Here is a 21,319-nt window from a genome sequence, read left to right on the forward strand (position 1 = left end):
CCCTTTACCTGTAATTTCTGACAGTAGACAGCGGATTCTGCTTGCCGAAGTATGACCTCGAGCGCGTCCTAGCGTCGACGTGCTCCCACCTACTATCGACAAGGAAGAAAGTCATGATCAATAAAATGAAAAATGCAGCTATCAACGCCAGCGGACACTTTGCCCTATACGTGAATGAGAACGGCAATGGCGAAGTGCTGGTTGCTACCAGCCGGCTCGTAATGGATTTAAGTTCTGACCATTCATACATAGCCGGGTGGGCGAGTGAAGTCCTCACCGCTCAGGGGATTGATATCTATATCGCTAAAAAAATCGAGGCAAACAAGACTTACGCCTTCGAAAAAGGAGCCGTCGGTGGCAACTACAACCCGAAAAACTTTCAGGGTGCTTCCTGGGATTCAATTTCTGAGGGCGGTTCGGTCACAATCGATGAAGTAGATTTGGTTAATGGCACCGTAAAGGGCAGTTTCAAGTTCACCGCCAGATCGCTGGACAACAGCCAATTCGCAGACGTCCGTGGAAACTTCAATTTGCGAAAATAGGTCGGCTGTCTTCTTGATGCCTACAGGTAACAGCCCCTCAATTTCGAAGGGCTGTTACTTGGCATCTTCAATTCAACTGCAACGTCTCATTGAACTGACTGATAGCATCCACCACATGCCGCGATCCCTGCTGAATCTCCAGAATTACCTCCCCCGCTTCATTCGCCAGCTCCACACCTATCCCGGTGCGACTCAGGCTTGACTGCATACTCGACACCGCGCTCAGTGACAGATCATGGTTCTTGCGCACTACCTCGACAATTTCCAAGGTTGCCTGACTGGTTCGCGCCGCCAGACTGCGCACCTCATCCGCAACCACCGCAAAACCGCGCCCATGCTCACCGGCCCGCGCCGCTTCAATGGCGGCATTGAGCGCCAGCAAGTTGGTCTGATCGGCAATGCCGCGAATGGTCTGGACGATGGTGCCGATGATGTCCGATTGCTTGCTCACCGCATCGATACTCGCCGCCGCTTCGTTGAGGTCGCGGGAGATGTCCTGAATGATCTGCACGGTTTGCTGCACGACCTGTGAGCCTTTTTGCGCGCAGGCGTCGTTTTGTACCGAGGTGCTGTGGGCCGATTCAGCAGCGTTCTGCAGCGTGGTCATCTGATGGGTGATGTCGCTGGCGAACTTGACCACTTTGTACAAGCGGCCCTTGGCGTCGAACAACGGGTTGTACGAAGCTTCGAGATAAACCATCTGCCCCGACTTGTTCTTGCGCTCGAAACGGTGCGAGTGATATTCGCCGCGGTTGAGCGAGGCCCAGAATGCCTTGTACTGCGCGGACTCGGCTTCGGCGCGATGGCAGAACAGACTGTGATGATGGCCGACGATTTCGTTGAGCGAGTACTGCATGGTCTTCAGAAAGTTGTCGTTGGCGGCGATGACATTACCTTCCGGGGTGAACTCGATCACCGCCATCGAGCGGCTGATCGCCGCCAGCATGCTTTCTTCTTCGTGTTCTTTATTCACTCGGGCGGTGATGTCGGCGGCCACTTTGATCACGCTCTGGACCTGTTTGTCCGGGCCATACACCGGCATGTAACTGGCTTCGAGCCAAACTTCCCTGCCGGCCTTGTTCAAGCGCAGGAAAGTGCCGCTGATCGGCTCACCGCGAGCCAGGTCACGCCACAATTTGGCGTACTCCTCGCTGCGATAGAAAGCCTCTTCACAAAACACCCGGTGATGTTTGCCACGCACTTCATCGGCGCTGTAGCCCATGGTCTTGCAGAAGTTTTCATTGGCATCCAGAACGATGCCGTCAGGGCTGAACTCGATCATTGCCATTGAACGGCTGATCGCGGCCAACTTCGCATTGGCCTCGGTCAGGGCGCAGCTGAAGCGCTCGATTTCCTGCAGGTCAGCCTTGTGATGTAGGTTGAACATGGTTGTATCACCTTCCGCGCGGACTTTTGATTTGATGAAAGTTCAGTTCTTTCACGATCCACCACTACGTTCCACAGAACAGGCACACGCATTCCTCCACGGGAGGAAGTTGTCAGGTGATAAATGATGATCAATCGGAGCGTCCATGCAGCGACGCTCTAATCAAGACATCCTTCTCTTGATAGCCCGCACGCGGGCCAGCCCTAACGCGTTGAAGAACTTCCATGTAAGCGACGCTCCTTGTTGGTTCAGTGTCGGTGCCTTGGGTTGCGCACTCTGGCAGCATGAATTCACGGACTAACCCTGCATTTCAGCCATGTTTTGACATGACGGTCGACATAGTTAGTTACGGGAAGCATAGCCAGTGCAAAGACCTGCGCAAGGCCACTAGTCGGCCAGTATCTGGCACTTTTTGCACAAGAATCGGTTCAGCGCGGGGAGAAATGCTGCCGGAGCGGACGCTTTCGCGAGCAAGCTCGCTCCCACATTGGGATGCGTTTCTCCTGTGGGAGCGAGCCTGCTCGCGAAGGCAAAAGTTGCAGCACTAAAAAAACAACAGCGGAATCAGCACCAAGGTGCTCAAGGCACGGCCCAGCCAGTGACTATTGAGAACAATGGCAAACCAACCGCCATAGACGCCAATCAGCAACAGCCAGGTCGGCCACTCGGTACGGGCGGTGAAACGTTGGCGCAGGGTTTCGACCTGCTGACGATGGGCGGCGTCGAAGTAATGGGGCATGGCGTTGCTCGGAACGGGGATCGTCCCCTTCTGTGCAACGACGCAGTGCAATCTTGCAGATTATTTTCGGATGCAGGCAGGAGCCCGAGAACCGGGCTCCCGAAAGGCGTGATCAGTGACCGAAGATGTCGACTTTCTTGGCTTTCTTCTCCGCGCGTTTTTCAATCGCGGTCTTGGCCGGTTTCTTCTTCGCGGCTTTCTTTGAATCCATACCTTTGGACATGATGCGTACTCCACTCACAGGGGATGTAAGGTCAGGTATACACCTATCCAGAGCCGTGCGTTCTTTTATAATCGGCGCTTTTCACGCCGACAGTCCGATCCCATGCCCGACACCCAATACAGCCTGCTCGACGAGTCGTTATGGCCGTTGATGAACAAGTTTTACCGCAGCCACCAGTCCTCGATGAAAGCGGTTCGCGAGGCACAGTTATGGGTGGCGCGGCGCGGAGAGATTGTGGGCGCGTTGTGCTTGCGGCCAGTGTCCGGCGGGCATTGGTTGACCGGGTTGTTCGTTGATCCGGGGTGTCGTGAACAGGGCGTTGCCGCAAAGCTGATTGCAGCGGCGGTGCAGGATGTGAGCGAGCCGGTGTGGCTGTTCTGCCATCCGGATTTGCGCGGTTTTTATGAGCGACGCGGGTTCACGTTCGACCCGGCCCTGCCCCAGGCGATGGCGGAGCGCTTGAGCCGGTATGCGCGGAGCAAGCCGATGATTGCGATGGAGCTGGCCCCCTCCGCCTAACAAAACCCTGTAGGAGTGAGCCTGCTCGCGATAGCGGTGTGTCAGTCACCGAAAATGTCACTGACAGACCGCTATCGCGAGCAGGCTCACTCCTACAGGGGGGCGTGATGTTCTCGGGGATCAATCGTCAGCTGTGGGATCAAGATCCGGGAACATCACTTCGGTAAAACCGAACTTGCTGAAATCGGTGATCCGCGACGGGTACAACCGGCCGATCAGGTGATCGCATTCGTGCTGCACAACCCGTGCGTGGAAACCTGACGCGATACGCACAATCGGCTCGCCCTTCGGATCAAACCCTTCATAGCGAATCTGCTGATAACGATCCACCGCACCACGCAAACCCGGCACCGACAGACACCCTTCGAAGCCCTCCTCCATCAACGGACTCAACGGCGTGATCAGCGGATTGATCAGGATCGTCTGCGGCACCGCTTCAGCGTCCGGGTAACGTTCGCTGTGTTCAAAACCAAAGATCACCAGTTGCAGATCGACACCGATCTGCGGCGCCGCCAGGCCAACGCCACCGACGCTTTCCATGGTCTGGAACATGTCGTCGATCAGTTGCCACAGCTCGGGGCTGTCGAACATCTCGACCGGCACGGGCGGGGCAATGCGCAGCAGGCGCTCGTCGCCCATTTTCAGAATTTCACGGATCATGATCAGACTTCGTCAGTGTCCGGCTTGAGCGAATGATCGCGGCCCAGGCCCGAGACGTGTTGTTTGGGATGTTCATCGAGTTCGCCGGGGACTTTCTCACCCGCATCCTTGCCCTCGCTGGACATGTGCTCGATCACCGCATTCATCTCGGCGCCGAGCAACAGCACCGCAGCGGAAATGTAGAAGTACAGCAACAGCACGATGATCGCCCCGATGCTGCCATACATCGCGTTGTAGTTGGCGAAGGTCTTCACGTAGAAGGCGAAACCCAACGAGGCGATGATCCACACCACCACGGCCAATACCGAACCGGGGGTGATGAAGCGGAATTCCTGTTTGACGTCAGGCATGACGTAGTAGATCAGTGCCACCGCGACCATCATCAGAATCACGATCACCGGCCAACGCGCGATGGTCCACACGGTGACGATGAAGTCTTCCAGCCCCACCTGCGCGGCGATCCAGCCCATCACCTGCGGCCCGAGCACCATCAGCGCAGCGGCCACCAGGAGCATGCCGGCAATGCCGACGGTGTAGACAATCGACAGCGGAAAACGCTTCCAGATCGGCCGGCCTTCGACCACGTCATACGCGGCGTTCATCGCGCTCATCATCAAGCGCACGCCCGCGGAGGCGGTGTACAGGGCGATAACGATACCGACGGAAAGCAGGCCACCCTTTGACTGCTGTAACTGGTCGATCACCGGGTTGACCTGCTCCAGCGCCTGCGGTGGCAGGACCAGTTCCGATTGCAGGCGCAGCCAGGAGAAAAAGTCCGGCAGGTGCAGGAAACCGATCAGGGCGATCAGGAACAGAATGAACGGGAACAGCGAGAACAGCATCTGGTAGGCCAGTGCCGAGGCATAGGTCGACATCTCGTCGTCGACGAATTCAGTGACCGTGCGCACCATCACCCGGTGCAGGGGCAGACCTTTCATGTCCGGAAAAATCATTCGCGTCTCCTTTCGCCGCAATACAGGTTGAAGTCGTGGCGACTCAGGGGCCGTTTTTTACATCACGGTAGCCTGTTTGGCGAACCTCGTCGGGTTGCTGCAGGCTTTTGACACAAAAACGGCCATCCTTGGATGGCCGTTCATGTATTTCGTTCAAGGCTGAATTACGCCTTGTCGACGCCTTTTTTGACCGCGTCCTTGGCTTTGCCGACCGCTTGCTGGGCCTCACCTTTTTTCTCTTGAATCTTGCCTTCGGCTTGCAGCTTGGTGTTGTCGGTGGCTTTGCCGACGCCTTGCTTGATGTTGCCGACTGCTTCGTTGGCCATGCCTTTTACTTTATCGCCTGTGCTACTCATGGTGTTTCTCCTTGGTGCAATTAGGGGGAAAAGTCAGTACGTAATGATTGACTGGCCGGGTTTGCGCCAAGTTTCATTTATTTTCAGCGGCTCATTTCGTCGCGGCGTGCAGGTTGGGCTTTATGTTTGCGTGCGTAGCCCCGAGAATGCGCAACATATGGGCGTCAAGCGCCAGGAACCGATCCCGCAGGAATGTTATGAAACTCGATAAAACGCAGGCCATTGCCCGTCGCAACAAGGAACTGGGCGGCGCCGTGCTCGGCACCAACAACTGCCACTTCGCCGAACTGAACCGTAACCGCAACATCTGGTGGTTCGACCTGCCGGTGTCGCGTCTGGCCATCGGTCAGTACGAGTGGATTCACCTGCTGATGCACACGCCGGCCACAGACGAATTGCTGCACCTGAAAGTGCCGACGGTATTTCTGCGTGAAAAGCTGGAGGGGCTGGTGATTCGCAACGAAGGCAAGCGCAAGGCGGCGTTGAGCCTGGAACTGAGTGCGGACAAGGATTCGTATCTGCAGGACATGCGTCCGGCGGGGACTAACGTGAATTTCGCGCCGTTTCGTCAGTAGGATTTGTGCAGCCCCCTTCCCCTCACCCTAGCCCTCTCCCAAGGGAGAGGGAACTGACCGAGGTGTCTGGATGAGCTGCACCGACCTGAGATATCGAGTCGAACTCAGGTTCTGAACAGCATGAAGATCTGCTCCCTTACCCATTGGGAGAGGGAACTGACCGAGGTGTCTGGATGAGCTACACCGACCTGAGATATCGAGTCGAATTCGGGTTCTGAACAGCGTGAAGATCTGCTCCCTTTCTCCTTGGGTGACGGACTGACCGAAGTGTCTGGACGAGGTACGCCCGACTTGAGATATCGAGTCGAACTCAGGTTCTGAACAGCCCCCGTTCGGCTCCCTCTCCCTCGGGAGAGGGCTGGGGTTGATCTGGCTTAATGATTCTGGACACCCCTAAAGGGCGTTAATCTACGCCCAACGACGAGGTGTGATTTGACCAGACGATATTTTTCGACGGATTTCAAACGGGATGCGGCTTGCCTGGTTTTGGATAAAGACTATTCGGTGAGTGAAGCCTGCGAAGCAATGGGCGTGGGCCCTACAGCTCTGCGCCGCTGGGTTGAGCAACTGCGTGCGGAGCGCAGCGGCAAGACGCCTGAGAAGTCCAAGGCCATGACCGTTGACCAACAACGCATCCAGGAACTGGAAGCAACAATTCGACGGATTGAGCGCGAGAAGGAAATTTTAAAAAAGGCTACAGCTCTCTTGATGTCGGATTCCCTCGATCGGTAAGGCTGGTCGAGGAGTTAAGCGAGCAATATCCAAGATCCGAGTTGTGTGGCGTATTTGGTATTAGCCGCAGCAGTTATTACGAGCGTCTGAAACAGCGGACAAAAGTGAATGTCGAGCGCGATCGCCTAAAGATCAAGGCTGCTGAATTACATGAGCAAAGTCGCGGCTCAATGGGCGCGCGCAGCCTGTCAAAGGCGTTGTGTAACGAAAAGGAGTCAGTAGGTCGTTACATGGCTCGCAGCCTGATGCGCGAGATCGGATTGAAGAGCCAGCAACGGCGCAGGCATCGTTACAAACCTAGCGGCGCGGAGGCTCAATACGCCCCCAATCATCTGGAGCGTAAATTCAACGTTGAGGCACCCAATCAAGTGTGGTGTGGCGACGTGACTTACATTTGGGCCGGTACTTACTGGGTTTATCTGGCTGCGGTACTAGACCTGCATGCCCGACGCATCGTCGGCTGGGCGATGTCCAGAAGTCCGGATTCCGCTCTGACCTGTCGAGCGTTAAAGATGGCTTTCGAGTCGCGAGGACGCCCTGAAAACTTAATGTTCCATTCGGATCAGGGCTGTCATTACAGCAGTAAAGTGTTTCGTGAAACGCTGGCGGACATGCGCATAAAACAAAGCATGAGTCGACGAGGAAACTGCTGGGATAACGCCCCGATGGAGCGTTTTTTTGGCAGTTTGAAATCTGAATGGATACCCAAGGCTGGCTATCGAAACGAAGACGAGGCCAGTACCGATGTGTTGCGCTACCTGACCCATTATTACAACCGGATCAGGCTGCACAGTCACAACGGATATCGGACTCCGGTAGCAATGGAAGCCTTGGCAGCCTTGGCAGCCTTGGCAGCCTTGGCAGCCTTGGCAGCCTTGGCAGCCTTGGCAGCCTTGGCAGCCTTGGCAGCATGAGAAATGACCTAAACCCTATAACCGTGTCCAGTATCGTTTGACCAGATCAGGTGAGGGGTAGGCTCAACGCGAAATCCAAGCCCTGCCCCGCACCCAACAAAAAGCCCCGCATCTGCGGGGCTTGGTGTTTTAGGCGGCGGACCTGGCCTTGATCTTCTTCAGCTCTTCATCACGCAACTCGCGGCGCAGGATCTTGCCGACGTTGGTGGTCGGCAACGCATCGCGGAACTCCACCGAACGCGGCACCTTGTAACCCGTGACGTTGGCGCGCATGTGCTCCATCACGGTTTCCTTGGTCAGCGTGACACCCGGTTTGGCGACGATGAAAATCTTGATCGCCTCGCCCGACTTCTCGTCCGGCACGCCGATGGCCGCGCACTGCAACACACCCGGCAGGGTCGCCAACACGTCTTCCAGTTCGTTCGGGTAGACGTTGAAACCGGAGACCAGAATCATGTCTTTCTTGCGATCAACGATGCGCATGTAGCCGTCCGGCTGGATCAGCGCGATGTCACCGGTCTTCAGCCAGCCTTCGCTGTCGAGCATTTCATCGGTGGCTTCCTGACGCTGCCAGTAGCCTTTCATCACTTGCGGGCCCTTGACGCACAGTTCGCCGATTTCACCCAGCGGCTGCTCGACACCGGCATCATCGATGACTTTACACAGGGTCGATGGCACCGGAATACCGATGGTGCCGATCTGGATGTTCTGGATCGGGTTGACCGTGGCCACCGGGCTGGTTTCGGTCATGCCGTAACCTTCGCAGATCGCGCAACCGGTGACCGCTTTCCAGCGCTCGGCAGCGGCCAGTTGCAAGGCCATGCCGCCGGACAACGTAACTTTCAGCGCCGAGAAATCCAGCTTGCGGAAACCTTCGTTGTTGCACAGCGCGACGAACAGCGTATTGAGGCCGACGAAACCGCTGAACTTCCACTTCGACAGTTCCTTGACCATCGCCGGCAGGTCGCGCGGGTTGCTGATGAGGATGTTGTGGTTGCCGATCAGCATCATCGCCATGCAATGAAAGGTGAACGCATAGATGTGGTACAGCGGTAGCGGCGTGATCAGGATCTCGCAACCTTCGTTGAGGTTGGAACCCATCAGCGCCTTGCACTGCAGCATGTTGGCGACGAGGTTGCGATGGGTCAGCATCGCGCCTTTGGCCACGCCGGTGGTGCCGCCGGTGTATTGCAGCACCGCAACGTCGCCGCTGTCGGGATTGGCTTCGGCCACCGGTTGGCCTTGGCCCTTGCTCAGCACGTCATTGAACTTGACGGCTTTGGGCAAGTGATAGGCCGGGACCATTTTCTTCACGTACTTGATGACGCTGTTGATCAGCAGGCGCTTGATCGGTGGCAGCAGGTCGGCGACTTCGGTGACGATGACGTGTTTGACGCCAGTTTTCGGCACCACGGTTTCAGCCAGATGCGCCATGTTCGCCAGGCAAACAAGGGCTTTGGCGCCGGAGTCGTTGAATTGGTGTTCCATTTCCCGCGCGGTGTACAGCGGGTTGGTGTTGACCACGATCAGCCCGGCGCGAATCGCACCGAAGACGGCCACCGGGTACTGCAGAACGTTGGGCAGTTGCACGGCGATTCGATCGCCGGGCTGCAAATCGGTATGCTGTTGCAGATACGCGGCAAACGCACCGGACAATTCGTACAATTCACCGTAAGTGATTGTCTTGCCCAGGTTGCTGAAAGCCGGTTTGTTGGCGAAGCGTTGGCAGGATTGCTTCAACACTGCCTGAATGTTCGGATACTCGTCCGGATTGATGTCGGCAGCAATTCCAGCCGGGTATTTATCCTTCCAAAAGTCTTCGATCATGGAAGCCCACTCCTCAGCAACGCGAATTCTTCACCGCATTTGATGCGATTATTATTGGTGTGTGTTTGGTATTGGTGAATCTGGCTTTTACATAGGCCGAGAAGTCACAAAGCGCGCCGAGAGTAGCAGCTTTGCCAAGGGTCGACTAGAGCCAAAAGCGGCCCCTACAGTCATTATCATGACTCAAGACTATCTAGCAGTCATTTTAGAGCAAAAATCCTAGAACACCTTTGAAGCCCCGGTTTTCGGGGACATCGGCCAAAAAAATTCGCGAGCAAGCTCGCTCCCACGAGGATCACATCTTTCCCTGTGGGAGCGAGCCTGCTCGCGAATGCGCGAAGCGCAGCGGTTAAGGGCTACGCGATATCGCGCAACTCACGCCGCAGAATTTTCCCGACAGGCGTCATCGGCAATGACTCACGCAACACAATGTGTTTCGGCACTTTGTACGCGGTGAAATTCTCTTTGCAGTAGGCCTTGAGCTCTTCGAGGCTGACCCCGGTTTCCCGCGCCACCACAAACAGCTTCACCGCCTCGCCCGAACGCTCGTCCGGTACGCCGATCACCGCGCAGTTGGCGACTTTCGGATGGGCCATGACCACATCTTCGATTTCATTCGGATAAACGTTGAAACCGGAGACGATGATCATGTCCTTCTTGCGATCGACGATGCGCACGAAACCGTCCGGATCGATCACCGCGATGTCACCGGACTTGAACCAGCCCTCGGCATCCAGCACTTCGGCAGTGGCTTCAGGCTTGTGCCAATAACCTTTCATGATCTGCGGGCCCTTGATGCACAACTCGCCGCGCTCGCCCATCGGCTGTTCGACACCGTCATCGTTGATGACTTTGAGCAAGGTGCCCGGCACCGGCAAGCCGACCGTGCCCAGCCGCGACTGGTCGCCGTACGGGTTGGTGCAGGCCACTGGTGAGGTTTCGGTCAGGCCGTAACCCTCGGTGATGCGGCAACCGGTCATCTGTTCCCAGCGCTCGGCGGTGGCTTTGACCAGCGCGGTACCGCCGGAGTTGGTGAGCTTCAGGCTGGAGAAATCGAGGGTCTTGAAATCCGGGTGATCCATCAGCGCCACGAACAAGGTGTTCAGGCCCAACAGCGCGGAGAAGCGCCAGTTCTTCAGCTCCTTGATGAAGCCGGCAATATCGCGCGGGTTGGTGATCAGCACGTTGTGGTTGCCGGAAACCATCATGCACATGCAGTTCGCGGTGAAGGCATAGATGTGATACAGCGGCAGCGGTGCGATCATCACTTCCTGGCCTTCGCGCAGCAGCGGCTGACCGTCCGGGCCGAGTTGCGCGAGACAGGCGCGCACTTGCTGCATGTTCGCCACCAGATTGCCGTGGGTGAGCATCGCGCCTTTCGCCAGCCCGGTGGTGCCACCGGTGTATTGCAGCACGGCGATGTCGTCGAGGCTGACCTTCAGCGGCTTGATCCCCAGGCCACGGCCCATGCGCAGTGCGCTTTTGAAGGAGATCGCCTGCGGCAACGAATACGCCGGGACCATTTTCTTCACTTTGCTGACCACGGTGTTGACCAGCCAGCCCTTGGCGGTGGGCATCAGGTCGCCCATCTTCGCTTCGATCAGGTACTGAATGTCGGTATCGGCCAGCACTTCCTGGACCTTCTGGCCGAACATGTTCAGGTACACCAGCGCCCGCGCGCCGGAATCCTTGAACTGGTGGCGCATCTCCCGTGCGGTATACAGCGGATTGGTGTTGACCACGATCAGCCCGGCACGCAGTGCACCGAACACGGCAATCGGGTAATGCAGGATGTTGGGCATCTGCACGGCGATGCGATCCCCCGGAGCCAGATCGGTATGCGCCTGCAGGTAACCGGCGAAGGCGGCGCTCTGCCGCTCAAGTTCAGCGTAAGTCAGGGTGATCCCCATATTGCTGAACGCCGGGCGATCAGCGAACTTCTTGCAGGAACGCTCGAACACCTCGATCACCGACTTGAACTCGCCCATGTCGATGTCCAGCGGTACGCCGGCCGGGCGTTTGTCGTTCCAGAAATCAGGTTGCATTGTTCTTGTCCTCTTTACCTGAGCCGATCCGGGCCGCTTTCTGTCATTTCTGAAAAAGCGGAGCTTCACGGACACTAGCAGTTATGGCCATTGAGGCAAATATGGCCAAAGCCGTCATTGATCGTGTGAATCTTCCTGCCGTGGCGTGAGCTGATCAGACGCGCTATACAATGATCCGACTCTGAGCAAAGGAATCGCCATGATCCACGACACCCTATGGCTGGACGCGAGTGACCGCAGCCGCCTGTTCGTCAATCAATGGCTGCCGGCGGCGCCGTTGAAAGCGGTAATCCTGCTGGCCCATGGCATGGCCGAACACAGCGGCCGCTACGCGCGACTGGCCGACACGTTTTGCGACAAAGGATATGGCGTGTACGCGCCGGATTTACGCGGACATGGCAAAACCGCCAATCACGGTACCCTCGGCCACTTCGCCGATAACGACGGCTGGTGCAAAGTGCTCGGCGATCTGGCCAGCCTCAATCAGCACATCGGCCAGCAGCACCCCGGCGTGCCGATCATCCTGCTGGGACACAGCATGGGCAGCTATATCGCCCAAGGTTATTTGCTGCATCACAGCGCCAGCCTGCATGGAGCGATTCTCAGTGGTTCCAACTTTCAGCCCGTTGCGCTGTACCGCGCTGCGCGGCAGATCGCTCGCCTGGAAAAACTGCGTCAGGGTGGCAAGGGTCGCAGTGCGCTGATCGAGTGGCTGTCGTTCGGCTCGTTCAATAACAAGTTCAAACCGGCGCGCACACCGTTCGACTGGCTGAGCCGCGACCCGGCCGAGGTCGACCTGTACGCCAACGACCCACTGTGTGGCTTTCGCTGCACCAATCAACTGTGGATCGACCTGCTCGGCGGCTTGCAGCAGATCAGCAAAGCGTCCAATCTCGCGCAGATCGACCCGGGCCTGCCACTGCTGGTAATCGGCGGCGAATGTGATCCGGTGAGTGAAGGCAAGCGTCTGACAGATCTGGCCAATGCCTTGCGCACCGCCGGCAGCCAGCACCTGCAACTGAAGATCTACCCGCAGGCACGGCACGAATTGTTCAACGAAACCAACCGCGACGAAGTGATCGCTGATGTGCTGGCCTGGATCGATCAGGCCTTGAGCCATCCGCGCCCTCATCGCAGCGAATAATTTTTTGTGGATTCACTGAATCCGTCACAGGAATCGAGACCGATGACCCAGGTTACCAACATCCCTTACGAAGCCCTCGAAGTCGGCCAGACCGCCAGCTACAGCAAGACCGTCGAAGAGCGCGACATCCAGCTGTTCGCCGCGATGTCGGGCGACCACAACCCGGTGCACCTGGACGCCGAGTTCGCTGCCGCCAGCATGTTCAAGGAGCGTATCGCCCACGGTATGTTCAGTGGCGCGCTGATCAGTGCCGCCGTTGCCTGCGAGCTGCCTGGGCCGGGCACTATTTATATCGGTCAGCAGATGAGCTTTCAGAAACCGGTGAAGATCGGTGACACGCTGACCGTGCGCCTGGAAATTCTCGAGAAGCTGCCGAAGTTTCGCGTGCGCATTGCCACTCGTGTATTCAACCAGCGTGATGAGCTGGTGGTGGATGGCGAGGCTGAGATTCTGGCGCCGCGTAAGCAGCAGACGGTGACGTTGCCGACTTTGCCGCCGATCAGCATTGGCTGATTGATTGGTGGGGTGTCAGTGAGAGCTTCCCCCTCACCCCAGCCCTCTCCCCCCAGAGGGGCGAGGGGGAAAGGGAGCCGATCTCCGTGGTTTTCAGATCTTGAGTTCGACTGGATATTTCAGGTCGGCGTACCTCGAAAGAACACCACGATCAGTTCCCTCTCCCTCCGGGAGAGGGCTAGGGTGAGGGGCTCTTGCTTTGGCTTTCCCCCAGACACAAAAAAACGCCAGACTAGCTGGCGTTTTTTATAACCGGCAAACGCTTACGAACGAGCGCGAGCCTGGTTACGCAGGGCTTTCACCTGGTCGTGGTTGCGTTGTACGCCGTGGTATTGGCGTTCAACCAGATCACGAATACCCACCAGATTATGCTTGCTGATTTTCTCGAGGGCTTCTTTGTAAGCCTTCAGCGCATGGTCTTCACCGCGCTCTGCTTCGTTCAGCACAGCCTCTTCGTCTTTGCCGGTGAACATGGCTTTGACGTCGACCCAGCGACGGTGCAGGTCACCGCTGACGCTGGTGGAAGTTTCCGGATCGCCGCCCAGCTTGCGAACTTCGGCTTGCAGTTCTGCTGCAGCGGTGGCGCAATCAGCGGAGCGAGTTACAAACAGGGTTTTCAGTTCTGGGTGCTTGATGTCTTCAGCGCAAGTCTTGAACCCTTCCTGACCGTCCTTGCTGGTTTCAATCAGGTCATTGAGTACAGAGATGGCTTCTTTATTCATGTCGGTCATTTTTCAATTCCTTGCGATTGGTTGAAGATGCAAGGGATATTGCAGTGTGCATGCCAGCTTTTTTATTTTTAAAAAACACTTATAAATCAGCCAGTTAAAGATAAGTGAACTATCTGCATCACGGTTATTTGCATGATCTGTCATTTGGCCTGCATGCAGAATGCCTGTATTTTCCAAGCTGATTTGAAGCCAGACGATCTCACTGATGAATCCCGAAAAACTCGAACTGCTGATCACCCGCGAAATGCCCTTCGGCAAGTACAAGGGCCGGATCATTGCCGACCTGCCAGGCCCATACCTGAACTGGTTTGCCCGCGAAGGTTTCCCTCACGGCGAACTCGGTGGCTTGCTCGCGCTGATGCAGGAGATCGACCATAACGGCCTCTCGGACCTGCTCGAACCGCTGCGCGCCAAACACGGCAAACCTGCCCCGCGCCACTGAAGCGCCCTCCTCTCTAGAGTCAGCCGACCATGCCCGATAACACCCGCCGCGCCCGTGACGAAGCCTTTTGGCGAACGTTCGCCGATCGCTACGACGTTCAACCCGGTCCCGTGAACCTGGAAAACGGTTATTTCGGGCGCATGTCGCGCACGGTGATCGAGGAATACCAGCGCAACATCGAGCTGATCAACACCAGCAATTCGGTGTACGTGCGCCAGCGTTTCGAGCAGCACGACAACCTCGATATCCGCGCACAACTGGCCGAGTTGATTGGCGTGCGTGCGCAGAGTGTGGCGTTCACCCGCAATGCCACCGAAGGTCTGCAGTCGCTGATTCGCAACTACAACCGCTTGCAACCGGGCGATCAGGTGCTGATCAGCGATCTGGAATACGACACGGTCAAAGGCGCCATGCGCTGGCTCGCCAGGCAGCGCGGCGCCGAGGTGATCGAGATTGCTCACGCGCACCCGGCGAGCTACGACAGCCTGGTGGAGACTTACCGCGAAGCCTTCGTCGGTCATCCGCAAATCAAGCTGATGGCCCTGACTCACGTCACTCACCGCACCGGTCTGGTCATGCCAGTGCAAGCCATCGCCGCGCTGGCCAAAGAGCATGGCGTCGATGTCATCCTCGACGGCGCCCATGCACTCGGTCAGATCGAGTTCGATCTTGATGCCCTCGGCATCGCTTTCGCCGGATACAACCTGCACAAATGGATCGGCGCACCGCTCACCCTCGGCTTCCTCTATATCGCGCCACACCGCCTGGCCGACATTGATCCGGACATGGGCGAAATGCATTACCCGGGCAATGACATCCGTGCGCGCACTTCGTACAGCACGCCCAACATTCCGGCGCTGATGACTTTGCCGCTGGTGTTCGAAGAGCACCGTTCCCTCGGCGGCGCTCCGGCCAAAGGTGCTCGCCTCAATTATCTGCGCAACCTCTGGGTCAGCGCGGTGCGGCACTTGCCGGGCATCGAAGTGATGACGCCAGACGACCCTCGGCTGTATTGCGGCATCACATCCATGCGCTTCACTCGGCACGACGATCAACAGGCGATGGCCGAACATCTGCTCAACGACTACAACCTGTTCACCGTGGTGCGCCATGGCGCAGCCAGCGGGCCGAGCATCCGCATTACACCGGGGCTGACCACCACCGCTGCCGACATGCAGTTACTGGTGCGGGCGCTGAACGAGCTGCGCTAAAACACCGTGATCAGGTATTTGTCATAGCCCGCCACGCCGATCTGCGATGACAGTGCAAAGGTGTCGACGCCGATCGTCAGGTTGCCGAAGTAGCCGTCCTCCGGGCCATCGTCTGTGATCGGCCGCAACGCCAGCCGAACGGCATCGTTATCAGTGGCTGTGCAATTGCAGGCACAGGGCAGATGCAGGCGCCCCGCCCAGGCCTCTTGGTACAGCTGCGGCTGTTGATCGTCATTGGCGATGGCGACGCTCAGAGCGATGCATGAAAAGGCAGCTTGCCGATCCGGATAAAGGCTGGTGAAACGAACGATGCCTTTACTGTCGGTCGACTGACTGCCGCACAGTGTGTCGGTGCCAATGTGCTGCTCGATGCGGACCACGGCGCCACTGACCGGCTCGCCGGTCATGGCATCGACCAGGGCCAGCCGCAATAGAAGAGGCAAGCCTTCGATGCCCGCGCTGATGTTGCGCACCTTGCCCTGGCTGTTGTGCCAATCGAAACTGCCAACCACGGGCAACTGCCGTGGGTGCAGAGCGTTGTCTGATAAAGCTAAAGATTGATGGTCGTCCATGAGGCGTTCTCTCTTCCGTAAGATGAACGCAGATTAGCGCCACGCAAACGCGGCTGTGCGGTAACTATGTATCGCGTGATGTCCTGACACTTTCTTCAAGGCAAAAAAAAACGGTGCACCGACCAAGCGCACCGTAAAGCCGTAGAACACACAACGAAGTGTCTGGTAACAATCAGTCCAGCAGCGCCAGTGCCTCAGCGGTGCATTCCTGAATACGGGCCCAGTCGCCGTTCTTAATCCACTCCGGATCAAGCATCCAGCTACCGCCCACGCACATGACGTTTTTCAGCGCCATGTAGCTCTTGATGTTGGCCGGGCCGACGCCGCCAGTCGGGCAGAATTTCACTTCGCCGAACGGACCGCCGAGGGCTTTGATTGCCGCCACGCCACCGCTGACTTCAGCCGGGAACAGCTTGAAGCGGCGATAACCCAGACCGTAGCCTTCCATGATGCCGGAGGCGTTGCTGATGCCCGGCAACAGCGGAATCGGGCTGTCGACACTGGCTTCGAGCAGGTCACGGGTGATGCCTGGGGTGACGATGAACTGCGAGCCAGCGGCTTCGGCAGCCGCGAGCATGTTGCGATCGAGCACGGTGCCGGCACCGGTCATCAATTCCGGACGCTGGTCGCGCAGGATCTGGATGGCCTTGAGGCCAAACTGCGAACGCAGGGTCACTTCCAGCGCGGTGAGGCCACCGGCAGCCAGAGCGTCAGCCAGTGGCAGCACGTCCTGTTCGCGAGCGATGGTGATCACCGGCAGGATCCGCGCCTTGGCGCAGAGGCTATCGATCAGGGCAACTTTGTCCGCCATGGAAACGGTCGGGGATGGGGTTGTCATAGCGGCTGTTCCTTGGCTCATGGGCACCAGTAAATCTCTAACGTAGGTTGCAGAAACGCGCGCACCGGCATGGCGGCGACGTCGGATGCCAGTGCGGCATTCAGGGTGGTCAGTTTCGACTGACCGGAAATCGACAGAATCTTGTGTTTGGCCGAGGCCAGCAGCGCACGGCTCATGGTCAGACGCTGACGCGGCACGCTTGGCGCCAGCATCGGCCAGCAACGACGCGTGCCATCAGCCTGCAGCGCTTCGGCGAGGTTCGGGCTGTCGGGGAACAGCGACGCCGTGTGGCCGTCATCACCCATGCCCAATACCAGCACGTCAATCGGCGGCAATTCGGCAAGCAAGCGATCAGCCTGTTCAGCAGCCTGCTCGACGTTGGCCGCCGCGCTATACAGGCTGAGGAACTGCGCCTTGGCCGCCGGGCCTTTGAGCAGATACTGCTTGAGCAGACCGGCATTACTGTCGGCATGTTCAACCGGTACCCAGCGCTCGTCGGCGAGGGTCACGACGACCTTCGACCAGTCCAGTTCCTGCTTGGCCAGGTGCTGGAAAAACGCCACCGGGCTACGACCGCCAGACACCACCAGCACCGCGTTGCCGCGTGCAGCAATGGCTTCGCTCAATTGCTTGGCCACGTTCAGCGCCAGACCTTCGGCCAACAACACCGGGCTTTTGAATTCGTGGGCATTCACGCCCGCAGGCAGTTGCACATCAGATATCGCCATACCACGACCTCCCGTCCCGCGTGATCAATGCAATGGAGCTCATCGGCCCCCACGACCCCGCCGCATACGGCTTGGGCGCGTCACCGGATTTTTTCCACCCGGCGATCAGTTGGTCACACCACTTCCACGCGGCTTCGATTTCATCTTTACGGACAAACAGGTTCTGATTGCCGTTCATCACTTCCAGCAACAACCGCTCGTAGGCATCGGGAATCCGCGCGCTACGCCAGGTGTCGGAGAAATTCAGTTGCAGCGGGCCGCTGCGCAGTTGCATGCCTTTGTCCAGGCCCTGCTCTTTGGTCATCACGCGCAAGGAAATGCCTTCGTCCGGTTGCAGACGAATGATCAGTTTGTTGCTGATCTGCAAACGCTGCTCAGGGGCGAAGATGTAGTGCGACGGTTCCTTGAAGTGGATGACGATCTGCGACAGTTTTTGCGGCATGCGTTTGCCGGTGCGCAGGTAGAACGGCACGCCGGCCCAGCGCCAGTTGCGGATATCGGCACGCAAAGCGACGAAGGTTTCGGTGTCGCTCTGGGTATTGGAATTCGGCTCTTCGAGGTAACCCGGTACGGATTTGCCTTCGCTGTGGCCGGCAATGTACTGGCCACGCACGACCTGCGTGGTCAGGCCTTCCGGACTGATCGGCGCCAGGGCCTTGAGCACTTTTACCTTTTCGTCGCGGATGCTGTCGGCGGAGAGGTCGGCCGGCGGGTCCATGGCAATCAGGCACAGCAGCTGTAACAGGTGATTCTGGATCATGTCGCGCAACTGGCCGGCCTTGTCGAAGTAGCCCCAGCGGCCTTCGATACCAACCTTCTCGGCCACGGTGATTTCCACGTGGGAGATGTAATTCTGGTTCCACTGGGTTTCGAACAGGCTGTTGGCGAAACGCAGGGCGATCAGGTTCTGAACGGTTTCTTTGCCCAGATAGTGATCGATGCGGTAGGTGCGGTTCTCCGGGAAGAACTGCGCCACGGCGTCATTCACTTTGCGCGACGATTCGAGGTCAGAGCCGATCGGTTTTTCCAGCACCACGCGGGTGTTTTCCGCCAGACCGACTTTCGCCAGGTTCTCGCAGATCGCGCCGTACACCGCCGCAGGGGTGGCGAAGTAGGCAATCATGCGTTGCGTGCTGCCAGCCAGTTCGGCCAGCGCCACGTAATCTTCGGATTTGAGGAAGTCGACGTGCAGGTAGGTCAGGCGTGCGAGAAAACGCTCAGCGACGGCCTCGTCCAGCTCTTTGCCCACATAACGACGCAGTTCGGCGGCGATGAACGCCATGTGCTGTTGCTCGGAACCTTCTTCACGGGCCAACGCGATGATGCGCGTGTCCTCGTGCAACAGATCGGCGCCATCGAGGTGATAAAGGGCAGGAAACAGCTTGCGCAGGGCTAGATCGCCAAGCGCGCCGAACAAGGCAAAGGTGCACGGTTCAACCGTAATCGAAGGCATGATGTTTGTTCTTTTATCAAGTTAAGCTACAAATACCTTTTTTCAAGGCATCACTCAAGGGAAAATGTAGTAATAACCACAACATTTTCGCAAAATACAGATTCCGAGTGGTGGTCGCTCGGACGCATCAGTAGGATAGGCCACCGTTACGGGCCATATCAAAGGCCCAATTTGCATAGCCCGGCGCACCTTTGCGCAGGTGAATTAGGAATTCCATATGGACCGCGTGCGAAATTTACTGGAACAGATCCAGAGTCGCCTTGAAGACCTGAACAAGGCCGAACGCAAAGTCGCCGAGGTGATCCTGCTCAACCCGCAGCAGGCCACCCGCTTCAGCATCGCCGCCCTCGCCCAGGCAGCCTCGGTGAGCGAACCGACGGTCAACCGTTTCTGCCGTTCGTTCGGTGTCAGCGGCTATCCCGAACTCAAACTGCAACTGGCGCAGAGTCTGGCCAGTGGCGCGGCGTATGTCAGCCGCGCGGTCGAGGCCGACGACAATCCAGAGGCGTACACGCAAAAGATTTTCGGCAGTGCCATTGCCTCGCTGGACAGTGCTTGTCAGGCGCTGGACCCGAACCTGATCAGCCGCGCCGTCGACCTGTTGATTCAGGCGCGGCAGATCCACTTCTTCGGCCTCGGCGCTTCGGCACCGGTGGCACTGGATGCGCAGCACAAGTTCTTCCGCTTCAACCTGGCGGTGACCGCGCATGCCGATGTGTTGATGCAGCGGATGATTGCCTCGGTGGCGCACACCGGTGAGTTGTTCGTGATCATTTCCTACACCGGGCGTACGCGTGAGCTGGTCGAAGTGGCGCGTATTGCTCGGGAGAACGGTGCTTCGGTGTTGGGTTTGACGGCGGAGAATTCGCCGCTGGCCAAGGCGAGTACCTTGAGCCTGAATATTCCGTTGCCGGAAGACACTGACATCTATATGCCGATGACATCGCGGATCATTCAGTTGACCGTGCTGGATGTGTTGGCGACGGGGATGACCTTGCGTCGCGGGGTGGATTTCCAGCCGCATCTGCGCAAGATCAAAGAGAGTTTGAATGCGAGCCGGTATCCGGTTGGGGATGAATTCAACTAAAGATCAAAAGCACCCTCACCCCAGCCCTCTCCCGGAGGGAGAGGGGGCCGACCGACGTGTCTTCCGTCATGCATCGACCTGAGAGACCGAGTCGATTATGGATTCACAGCCGATCTTTCATTTCGGTGAAACTCTCCAATATCCCGCAATCAGTCCCCTCTCCCTCTGGGAGAGGGCTAGGGTGAGGGTAGCGGTGTACTTGACACACTCAAGCCGCCGCCCACGCCTGCAAACTCAAATGCGCCTTCTCCCCCGGCGCTAAATGCAGGCTGTCAGTCCCACCCGCCGCCGCTTCCACGCAGACAAACTCCGAAATCTCATCCCACGTCACGCCCAACAACGGCCGCGCGCCCGGATGCCAGACCACCGTATCCGCACTGTCACCGGTATCAATGCACAACTCGCGCTGCCAGGCGTGATCTTTCAGTTGCAATTCACCGTCATGCTGGAACACCCGCTGACAGCCGCCATCCACTCGCAACTCGCCTTCCTGCTGACAAATCTGCCGGTTCAACTGGTCATAGCCCTGCGCCCCTTCAAGCCCAGACAGCGCTATCTCACCGACATCACCAATACGCCAGTAAGCGTGCAAAGCCTGGCTCAACTGGCATGGCATGTCGTCCTGATGCTCGGTACTCAGGCGTAATTCCATGCGTTCGCCCAAATGCGCGTGCAGGTCGACCTGCCAGTCGCACAGCTGCAATTGCCAATGCAGGCGCACGCCGTCTTCGGCGCTGCTGCTGTCGAGCAACTTCCAGTCGAGCAAGCGCGCCCAACCATGCGATGGCCAGGCGTTTTCGCTGGGATGACGGCCATACCACGGCCAGCACACCGGCACGCCACCGCGAATGGCACCCACGTGCGGCCACTTCGCCGCGCACCACAACCACGGCTTTTGCCCACGCGGCTGAAAGTGCAGCAACTGTGCGCCCTGACGACTGAACACCGCCTGACACAGCGGGTGATCGATCACCAACACGTCGCGCATCTGATAGCGCTCCCAGGCGAACACCGGTTGTTCACGCAAGGATTTGAAGAAGCGTTGTAGCGGATGCTCATGCATTTGCCACGGTTCCGAATTCATCTGTTACGGGCTGCGCCAGCCCCCAAAAAAAAGCGGACAGCCTG

Annotated in this window: 21 protein-coding genes and 2 pseudogenes; 9 read left to right on the forward strand and 14 right to left on the reverse strand. The window is 57.8% G+C overall.

All coding sequences use genetic code 11. The features are described from left to right. Positions 1 to 113 precede the first annotated feature (113 nt). Positions 114 to 542, forward strand: coding sequence for a hypothetical protein (locus tag BMY54_RS06200; protein ID WP_093430451.1), 429 nt, complete (start codon positions 114 to 116; stop codon positions 540 to 542). Positions 543 to 609: 67 nt separating this feature from the next. Here BMY54_RS06200 and BMY54_RS31240 read toward each other — a convergent pair whose 3' ends face one another. From BMY54_RS31240 to BMY54_RS06210, 3 genes and pseudogenes are all read right to left on the reverse strand, one after another. After that, a complete protein-coding gene (locus BMY54_RS31240; protein WP_256573831.1) occupies positions 610 to 1,149 on the reverse strand; it encodes a methyl-accepting chemotaxis protein in 540 nt (179 codons plus the stop codon). 3 nt (positions 1,150 to 1,152) lie between these two features. Beyond that, positions 1,153 to 1,929, reverse strand: a pseudogene (locus BMY54_RS31245) (PAS domain-containing protein); the annotation flags it as partial. 553 nt (positions 1,930 to 2,482) lie between these two features. Beyond that, a pseudogene (locus tag BMY54_RS06210) lies at positions 2,483 to 2,668 on the reverse strand (fatty acid desaturase); the annotation flags it as partial. A gap of 325 nt (positions 2,669 to 2,993) precedes the next feature. On the opposite strand from BMY54_RS06210, the gene BMY54_RS06215 reads away from it, so the two are divergent. Continuing rightward, complete coding sequence (locus BMY54_RS06215; RefSeq protein ID WP_093430453.1) at positions 2,994 to 3,410, forward strand: GNAT family N-acetyltransferase; 417 nt, start codon at positions 2,994 to 2,996, stop codon at positions 3,408 to 3,410. A gap of 120 nt (positions 3,411 to 3,530) precedes the next feature. On the opposite strand, the gene def is transcribed toward BMY54_RS06215, so the two are convergent. The 3 genes from def to BMY54_RS06230 form a co-directional block, all read right to left on the reverse strand. After that, positions 3,531 to 4,070: a peptide deformylase gene (gene def / locus BMY54_RS06220; RefSeq protein WP_093430454.1), complete on the reverse strand. Its 540-nt coding sequence runs from the start codon at positions 4,068 to 4,070 to the stop codon at positions 3,531 to 3,533. 2 nt (positions 4,071 to 4,072) lie between these two features. Continuing rightward, positions 4,073 to 5,023, reverse strand: a complete 951-nt coding sequence (locus BMY54_RS06225; protein WP_007917840.1) for a YihY/virulence factor BrkB family protein — start codon at positions 5,021 to 5,023, stop codon at positions 4,073 to 4,075. Between the two features lie 164 nt (positions 5,024 to 5,187). Further along, complete coding sequence (locus BMY54_RS06230) at positions 5,188 to 5,379, reverse strand: CsbD family protein (protein WP_093430455.1); 192 nt, start codon at positions 5,377 to 5,379, stop codon at positions 5,188 to 5,190. 197 nt (positions 5,380 to 5,576) lie between these two features. On the opposite strand from BMY54_RS06230, the gene BMY54_RS06235 reads away from it, so the two are divergent. Continuing rightward, a complete protein-coding gene (locus tag BMY54_RS06235; protein WP_007917843.1) occupies positions 5,577 to 5,954 on the forward strand; it encodes a hypothetical protein in 378 nt (125 codons plus the stop codon). A 432-nt stretch (positions 5,955 to 6,386) separates the two neighbouring features. Then, a protein-coding gene (locus BMY54_RS06240; RefSeq protein ID WP_256573818.1) for an IS3 family transposase occupies positions 6,387 to 7,600 on the forward strand; the annotation gives its coding sequence in 2 pieces (ribosomal slippage) (positions 6,387 to 6,639 and positions 6,639 to 7,600; 1,215 coding nt in all). Between the two features lie 129 nt (positions 7,601 to 7,729). On the opposite strand, the gene fadD1 is transcribed toward BMY54_RS06240, so the two are convergent. Together fadD1 and fadD2 are read right to left on the reverse strand one after the other, a co-directional pair. Then, the gene (gene fadD1 / locus BMY54_RS06245; RefSeq protein ID WP_093430456.1) at positions 7,730 to 9,427 is read right to left on the reverse strand and encodes a long-chain-fatty-acid--CoA ligase FadD1; all 1,698 of its coding nucleotides are present in this window, start codon (positions 9,425 to 9,427) and stop codon (positions 7,730 to 7,732) included. A gap of 356 nt (positions 9,428 to 9,783) precedes the next feature. Next, positions 9,784 to 11,472, reverse strand: coding sequence for a long-chain-fatty-acid--CoA ligase FadD2 (gene fadD2, locus BMY54_RS06250; protein ID WP_093430457.1), 1,689 nt, complete (start codon positions 11,470 to 11,472; stop codon positions 9,784 to 9,786). Between the two features lie 199 nt (positions 11,473 to 11,671). Here fadD2 and BMY54_RS06255 point away from each other — a divergent pair, with 199 nt between their 5' ends. Both BMY54_RS06255 and BMY54_RS06260 read left to right on the forward strand, forming a co-directional pair. After that, positions 11,672 to 12,616 (forward strand): alpha/beta hydrolase, encoded by a 945-nt coding sequence (locus tag BMY54_RS06255; RefSeq protein ID WP_093430458.1) that lies wholly within the window; start codon positions 11,672 to 11,674, stop codon positions 12,614 to 12,616. 42 nt (positions 12,617 to 12,658) lie between these two features. Further along, the gene (locus tag BMY54_RS06260) at positions 12,659 to 13,129 is read left to right on the forward strand and encodes a MaoC family dehydratase (protein WP_093099066.1); all 471 of its coding nucleotides are present in this window, start codon (positions 12,659 to 12,661) and stop codon (positions 13,127 to 13,129) included. A gap of 263 nt (positions 13,130 to 13,392) precedes the next feature. On the opposite strand, the gene BMY54_RS06265 is transcribed toward BMY54_RS06260, so the two are convergent. After that, positions 13,393 to 13,860 (reverse strand): ferritin-like domain-containing protein, encoded by a 468-nt coding sequence (locus tag BMY54_RS06265; protein ID WP_016983691.1) that lies wholly within the window; start codon positions 13,858 to 13,860, stop codon positions 13,393 to 13,395. Between the two features lie 205 nt (positions 13,861 to 14,065). Between BMY54_RS06265 and BMY54_RS06270 the strand changes: the two genes are divergently transcribed. Then, complete coding sequence (locus tag BMY54_RS06270) at positions 14,066 to 14,302, forward strand: DUF3820 family protein (protein WP_003227425.1); 237 nt, start codon at positions 14,066 to 14,068, stop codon at positions 14,300 to 14,302. 29 nt (positions 14,303 to 14,331) lie between these two features. After that, positions 14,332 to 15,513, forward strand: coding sequence for an aminotransferase class V-fold PLP-dependent enzyme (locus tag BMY54_RS06275; protein WP_093430459.1), 1,182 nt, complete (start codon positions 14,332 to 14,334; stop codon positions 15,511 to 15,513). Here BMY54_RS06275 and BMY54_RS06280 read toward each other — a convergent pair. From BMY54_RS06280 to zwf, 4 genes are all read right to left on the reverse strand, one after another. Then, complete coding sequence (locus tag BMY54_RS06280; RefSeq protein WP_093430460.1) at positions 15,510 to 16,085, reverse strand: peptidase associated/transthyretin-like domain-containing protein; 576 nt, start codon at positions 16,083 to 16,085, stop codon at positions 15,510 to 15,512. The genes BMY54_RS06275 and BMY54_RS06280 overlap by 4 nt on opposite strands. Positions 16,086 to 16,257: 172 nt before the next feature. Further along, the gene (locus tag BMY54_RS06285; protein WP_008082815.1) at positions 16,258 to 16,923 is read right to left on the reverse strand and encodes a bifunctional 4-hydroxy-2-oxoglutarate aldolase/2-dehydro-3-deoxy-phosphogluconate aldolase; all 666 of its coding nucleotides are present in this window, start codon (positions 16,921 to 16,923) and stop codon (positions 16,258 to 16,260) included. 17 nt (positions 16,924 to 16,940) lie between these two features. Continuing rightward, on the reverse strand, positions 16,941 to 17,651 hold the full coding sequence (gene pgl / locus BMY54_RS06290) for a 6-phosphogluconolactonase (RefSeq protein WP_034153386.1): 711 nt from the start codon (positions 17,649 to 17,651) through the stop codon (positions 16,941 to 16,943). Continuing rightward, entirely contained in the window at positions 17,638 to 19,104 is a 1,467-nt protein-coding gene (zwf, locus tag BMY54_RS06295; protein ID WP_064119140.1) for a glucose-6-phosphate dehydrogenase, read from the reverse strand. The genes pgl and zwf overlap by 14 nt, the downstream gene beginning before the upstream one ends. 226 nt (positions 19,105 to 19,330) lie before the next feature. Between zwf and BMY54_RS06300 the strand changes: the two genes are divergently transcribed. Then, positions 19,331 to 20,191 carry a MurR/RpiR family transcriptional regulator gene (locus tag BMY54_RS06300; RefSeq protein ID WP_171057240.1) on the forward strand — a complete coding sequence of 287 codons (861 nt, stop codon included), beginning with the start codon at positions 19,331 to 19,333 and terminating at the stop codon, positions 20,189 to 20,191. A gap of 208 nt (positions 20,192 to 20,399) precedes the next feature. Here the strand turns inward: BMY54_RS06300 and BMY54_RS06305 are convergent, their stop codons facing one another. Further along, positions 20,400 to 21,254, reverse strand: coding sequence for a D-hexose-6-phosphate mutarotase (locus tag BMY54_RS06305; protein ID WP_093430701.1), 855 nt, complete (start codon positions 21,252 to 21,254; stop codon positions 20,400 to 20,402). Positions 21,255 to 21,319 lie beyond the last annotated feature (65 nt).

The sequence above is a fragment of the Pseudomonas sp. ok266 genome (assembly GCF_900110195.1).
Taxonomy (GTDB): Bacteria; Pseudomonadota; Gammaproteobacteria; order Pseudomonadales; family Pseudomonadaceae; genus Aquipseudomonas; species Aquipseudomonas neuropathica.

What these genes read in the sequence shown, in the direction of transcription:
- fadD1 (WP_093430456.1), bottom strand. Translation starts at nt 9,427, where the DNA reads ATGATCGAAGACTTTTGGAAGGATAAATACCCGGCTGGAATTGCTGCC.
- BMY54_RS06235 (WP_007917843.1), top strand. Translation starts at nt 5,577, where the DNA reads ATGAAACTCGATAAAACGCAGGCCATTGCCCGTCGCAACAAGGAACTG.
- BMY54_RS06305 (WP_093430701.1), bottom strand. Translation starts at nt 21,254, where the DNA reads ATGCATGAGCATCCGCTACAACGCTTCTTCAAATCCTTGCGTGAACAA.
- BMY54_RS06215 (WP_093430453.1), top strand. Translation starts at nt 2,994, where the DNA reads ATGCCCGACACCCAATACAGCCTGCTCGACGAGTCGTTATGGCCGTTG.
- BMY54_RS31240 (WP_256573831.1), bottom strand. Translation starts at nt 1,149, where the DNA reads ATGACCACGCTGCAGAACGCTGCTGAATCGGCCCACAGCACCTCGGTA.
- BMY54_RS06260 (WP_093099066.1), top strand. Translation starts at nt 12,659, where the DNA reads ATGACCCAGGTTACCAACATCCCTTACGAAGCCCTCGAAGTCGGCCAG.
- BMY54_RS06225 (WP_007917840.1), bottom strand. Translation starts at nt 5,023, where the DNA reads ATGATTTTTCCGGACATGAAAGGTCTGCCCCTGCACCGGGTGATGGTG.
- BMY54_RS06270 (WP_003227425.1), top strand. Translation starts at nt 14,066, where the DNA reads ATGAATCCCGAAAAACTCGAACTGCTGATCACCCGCGAAATGCCCTTC.
- BMY54_RS06280 (WP_093430460.1), bottom strand. Translation starts at nt 16,085, where the DNA reads ATGGACGACCATCAATCTTTAGCTTTATCAGACAACGCTCTGCACCCA.
- pgl (WP_034153386.1), bottom strand. Translation starts at nt 17,651, where the DNA reads ATGGCGATATCTGATGTGCAACTGCCTGCGGGCGTGAATGCCCACGAA.
- BMY54_RS06200 (WP_093430451.1), top strand. Translation starts at nt 114, where the DNA reads ATGATCAATAAAATGAAAAATGCAGCTATCAACGCCAGCGGACACTTT.
- BMY54_RS06265 (WP_016983691.1), bottom strand. Translation starts at nt 13,860, where the DNA reads ATGACCGACATGAATAAAGAAGCCATCTCTGTACTCAATGACCTGATT.
- BMY54_RS06255 (WP_093430458.1), top strand. Translation starts at nt 11,672, where the DNA reads ATGATCCACGACACCCTATGGCTGGACGCGAGTGACCGCAGCCGCCTG.
- def (WP_093430454.1), bottom strand. Translation starts at nt 4,070, where the DNA reads ATGATCCGTGAAATTCTGAAAATGGGCGACGAGCGCCTGCTGCGCATT.
- BMY54_RS06230 (WP_093430455.1), bottom strand. Translation starts at nt 5,379, where the DNA reads ATGAGTAGCACAGGCGATAAAGTAAAAGGCATGGCCAACGAAGCAGTC.
- fadD2 (WP_093430457.1), bottom strand. Translation starts at nt 11,472, where the DNA reads ATGCAACCTGATTTCTGGAACGACAAACGCCCGGCCGGCGTACCGCTG.
- BMY54_RS06285 (WP_008082815.1), bottom strand. Translation starts at nt 16,923, where the DNA reads ATGACAACCCCATCCCCGACCGTTTCCATGGCGGACAAAGTTGCCCTG.
- zwf (WP_064119140.1), bottom strand. Translation starts at nt 19,104, where the DNA reads ATGCCTTCGATTACGGTTGAACCGTGCACCTTTGCCTTGTTCGGCGCG.
- BMY54_RS06275 (WP_093430459.1), top strand. Translation starts at nt 14,332, where the DNA reads ATGCCCGATAACACCCGCCGCGCCCGTGACGAAGCCTTTTGGCGAACG.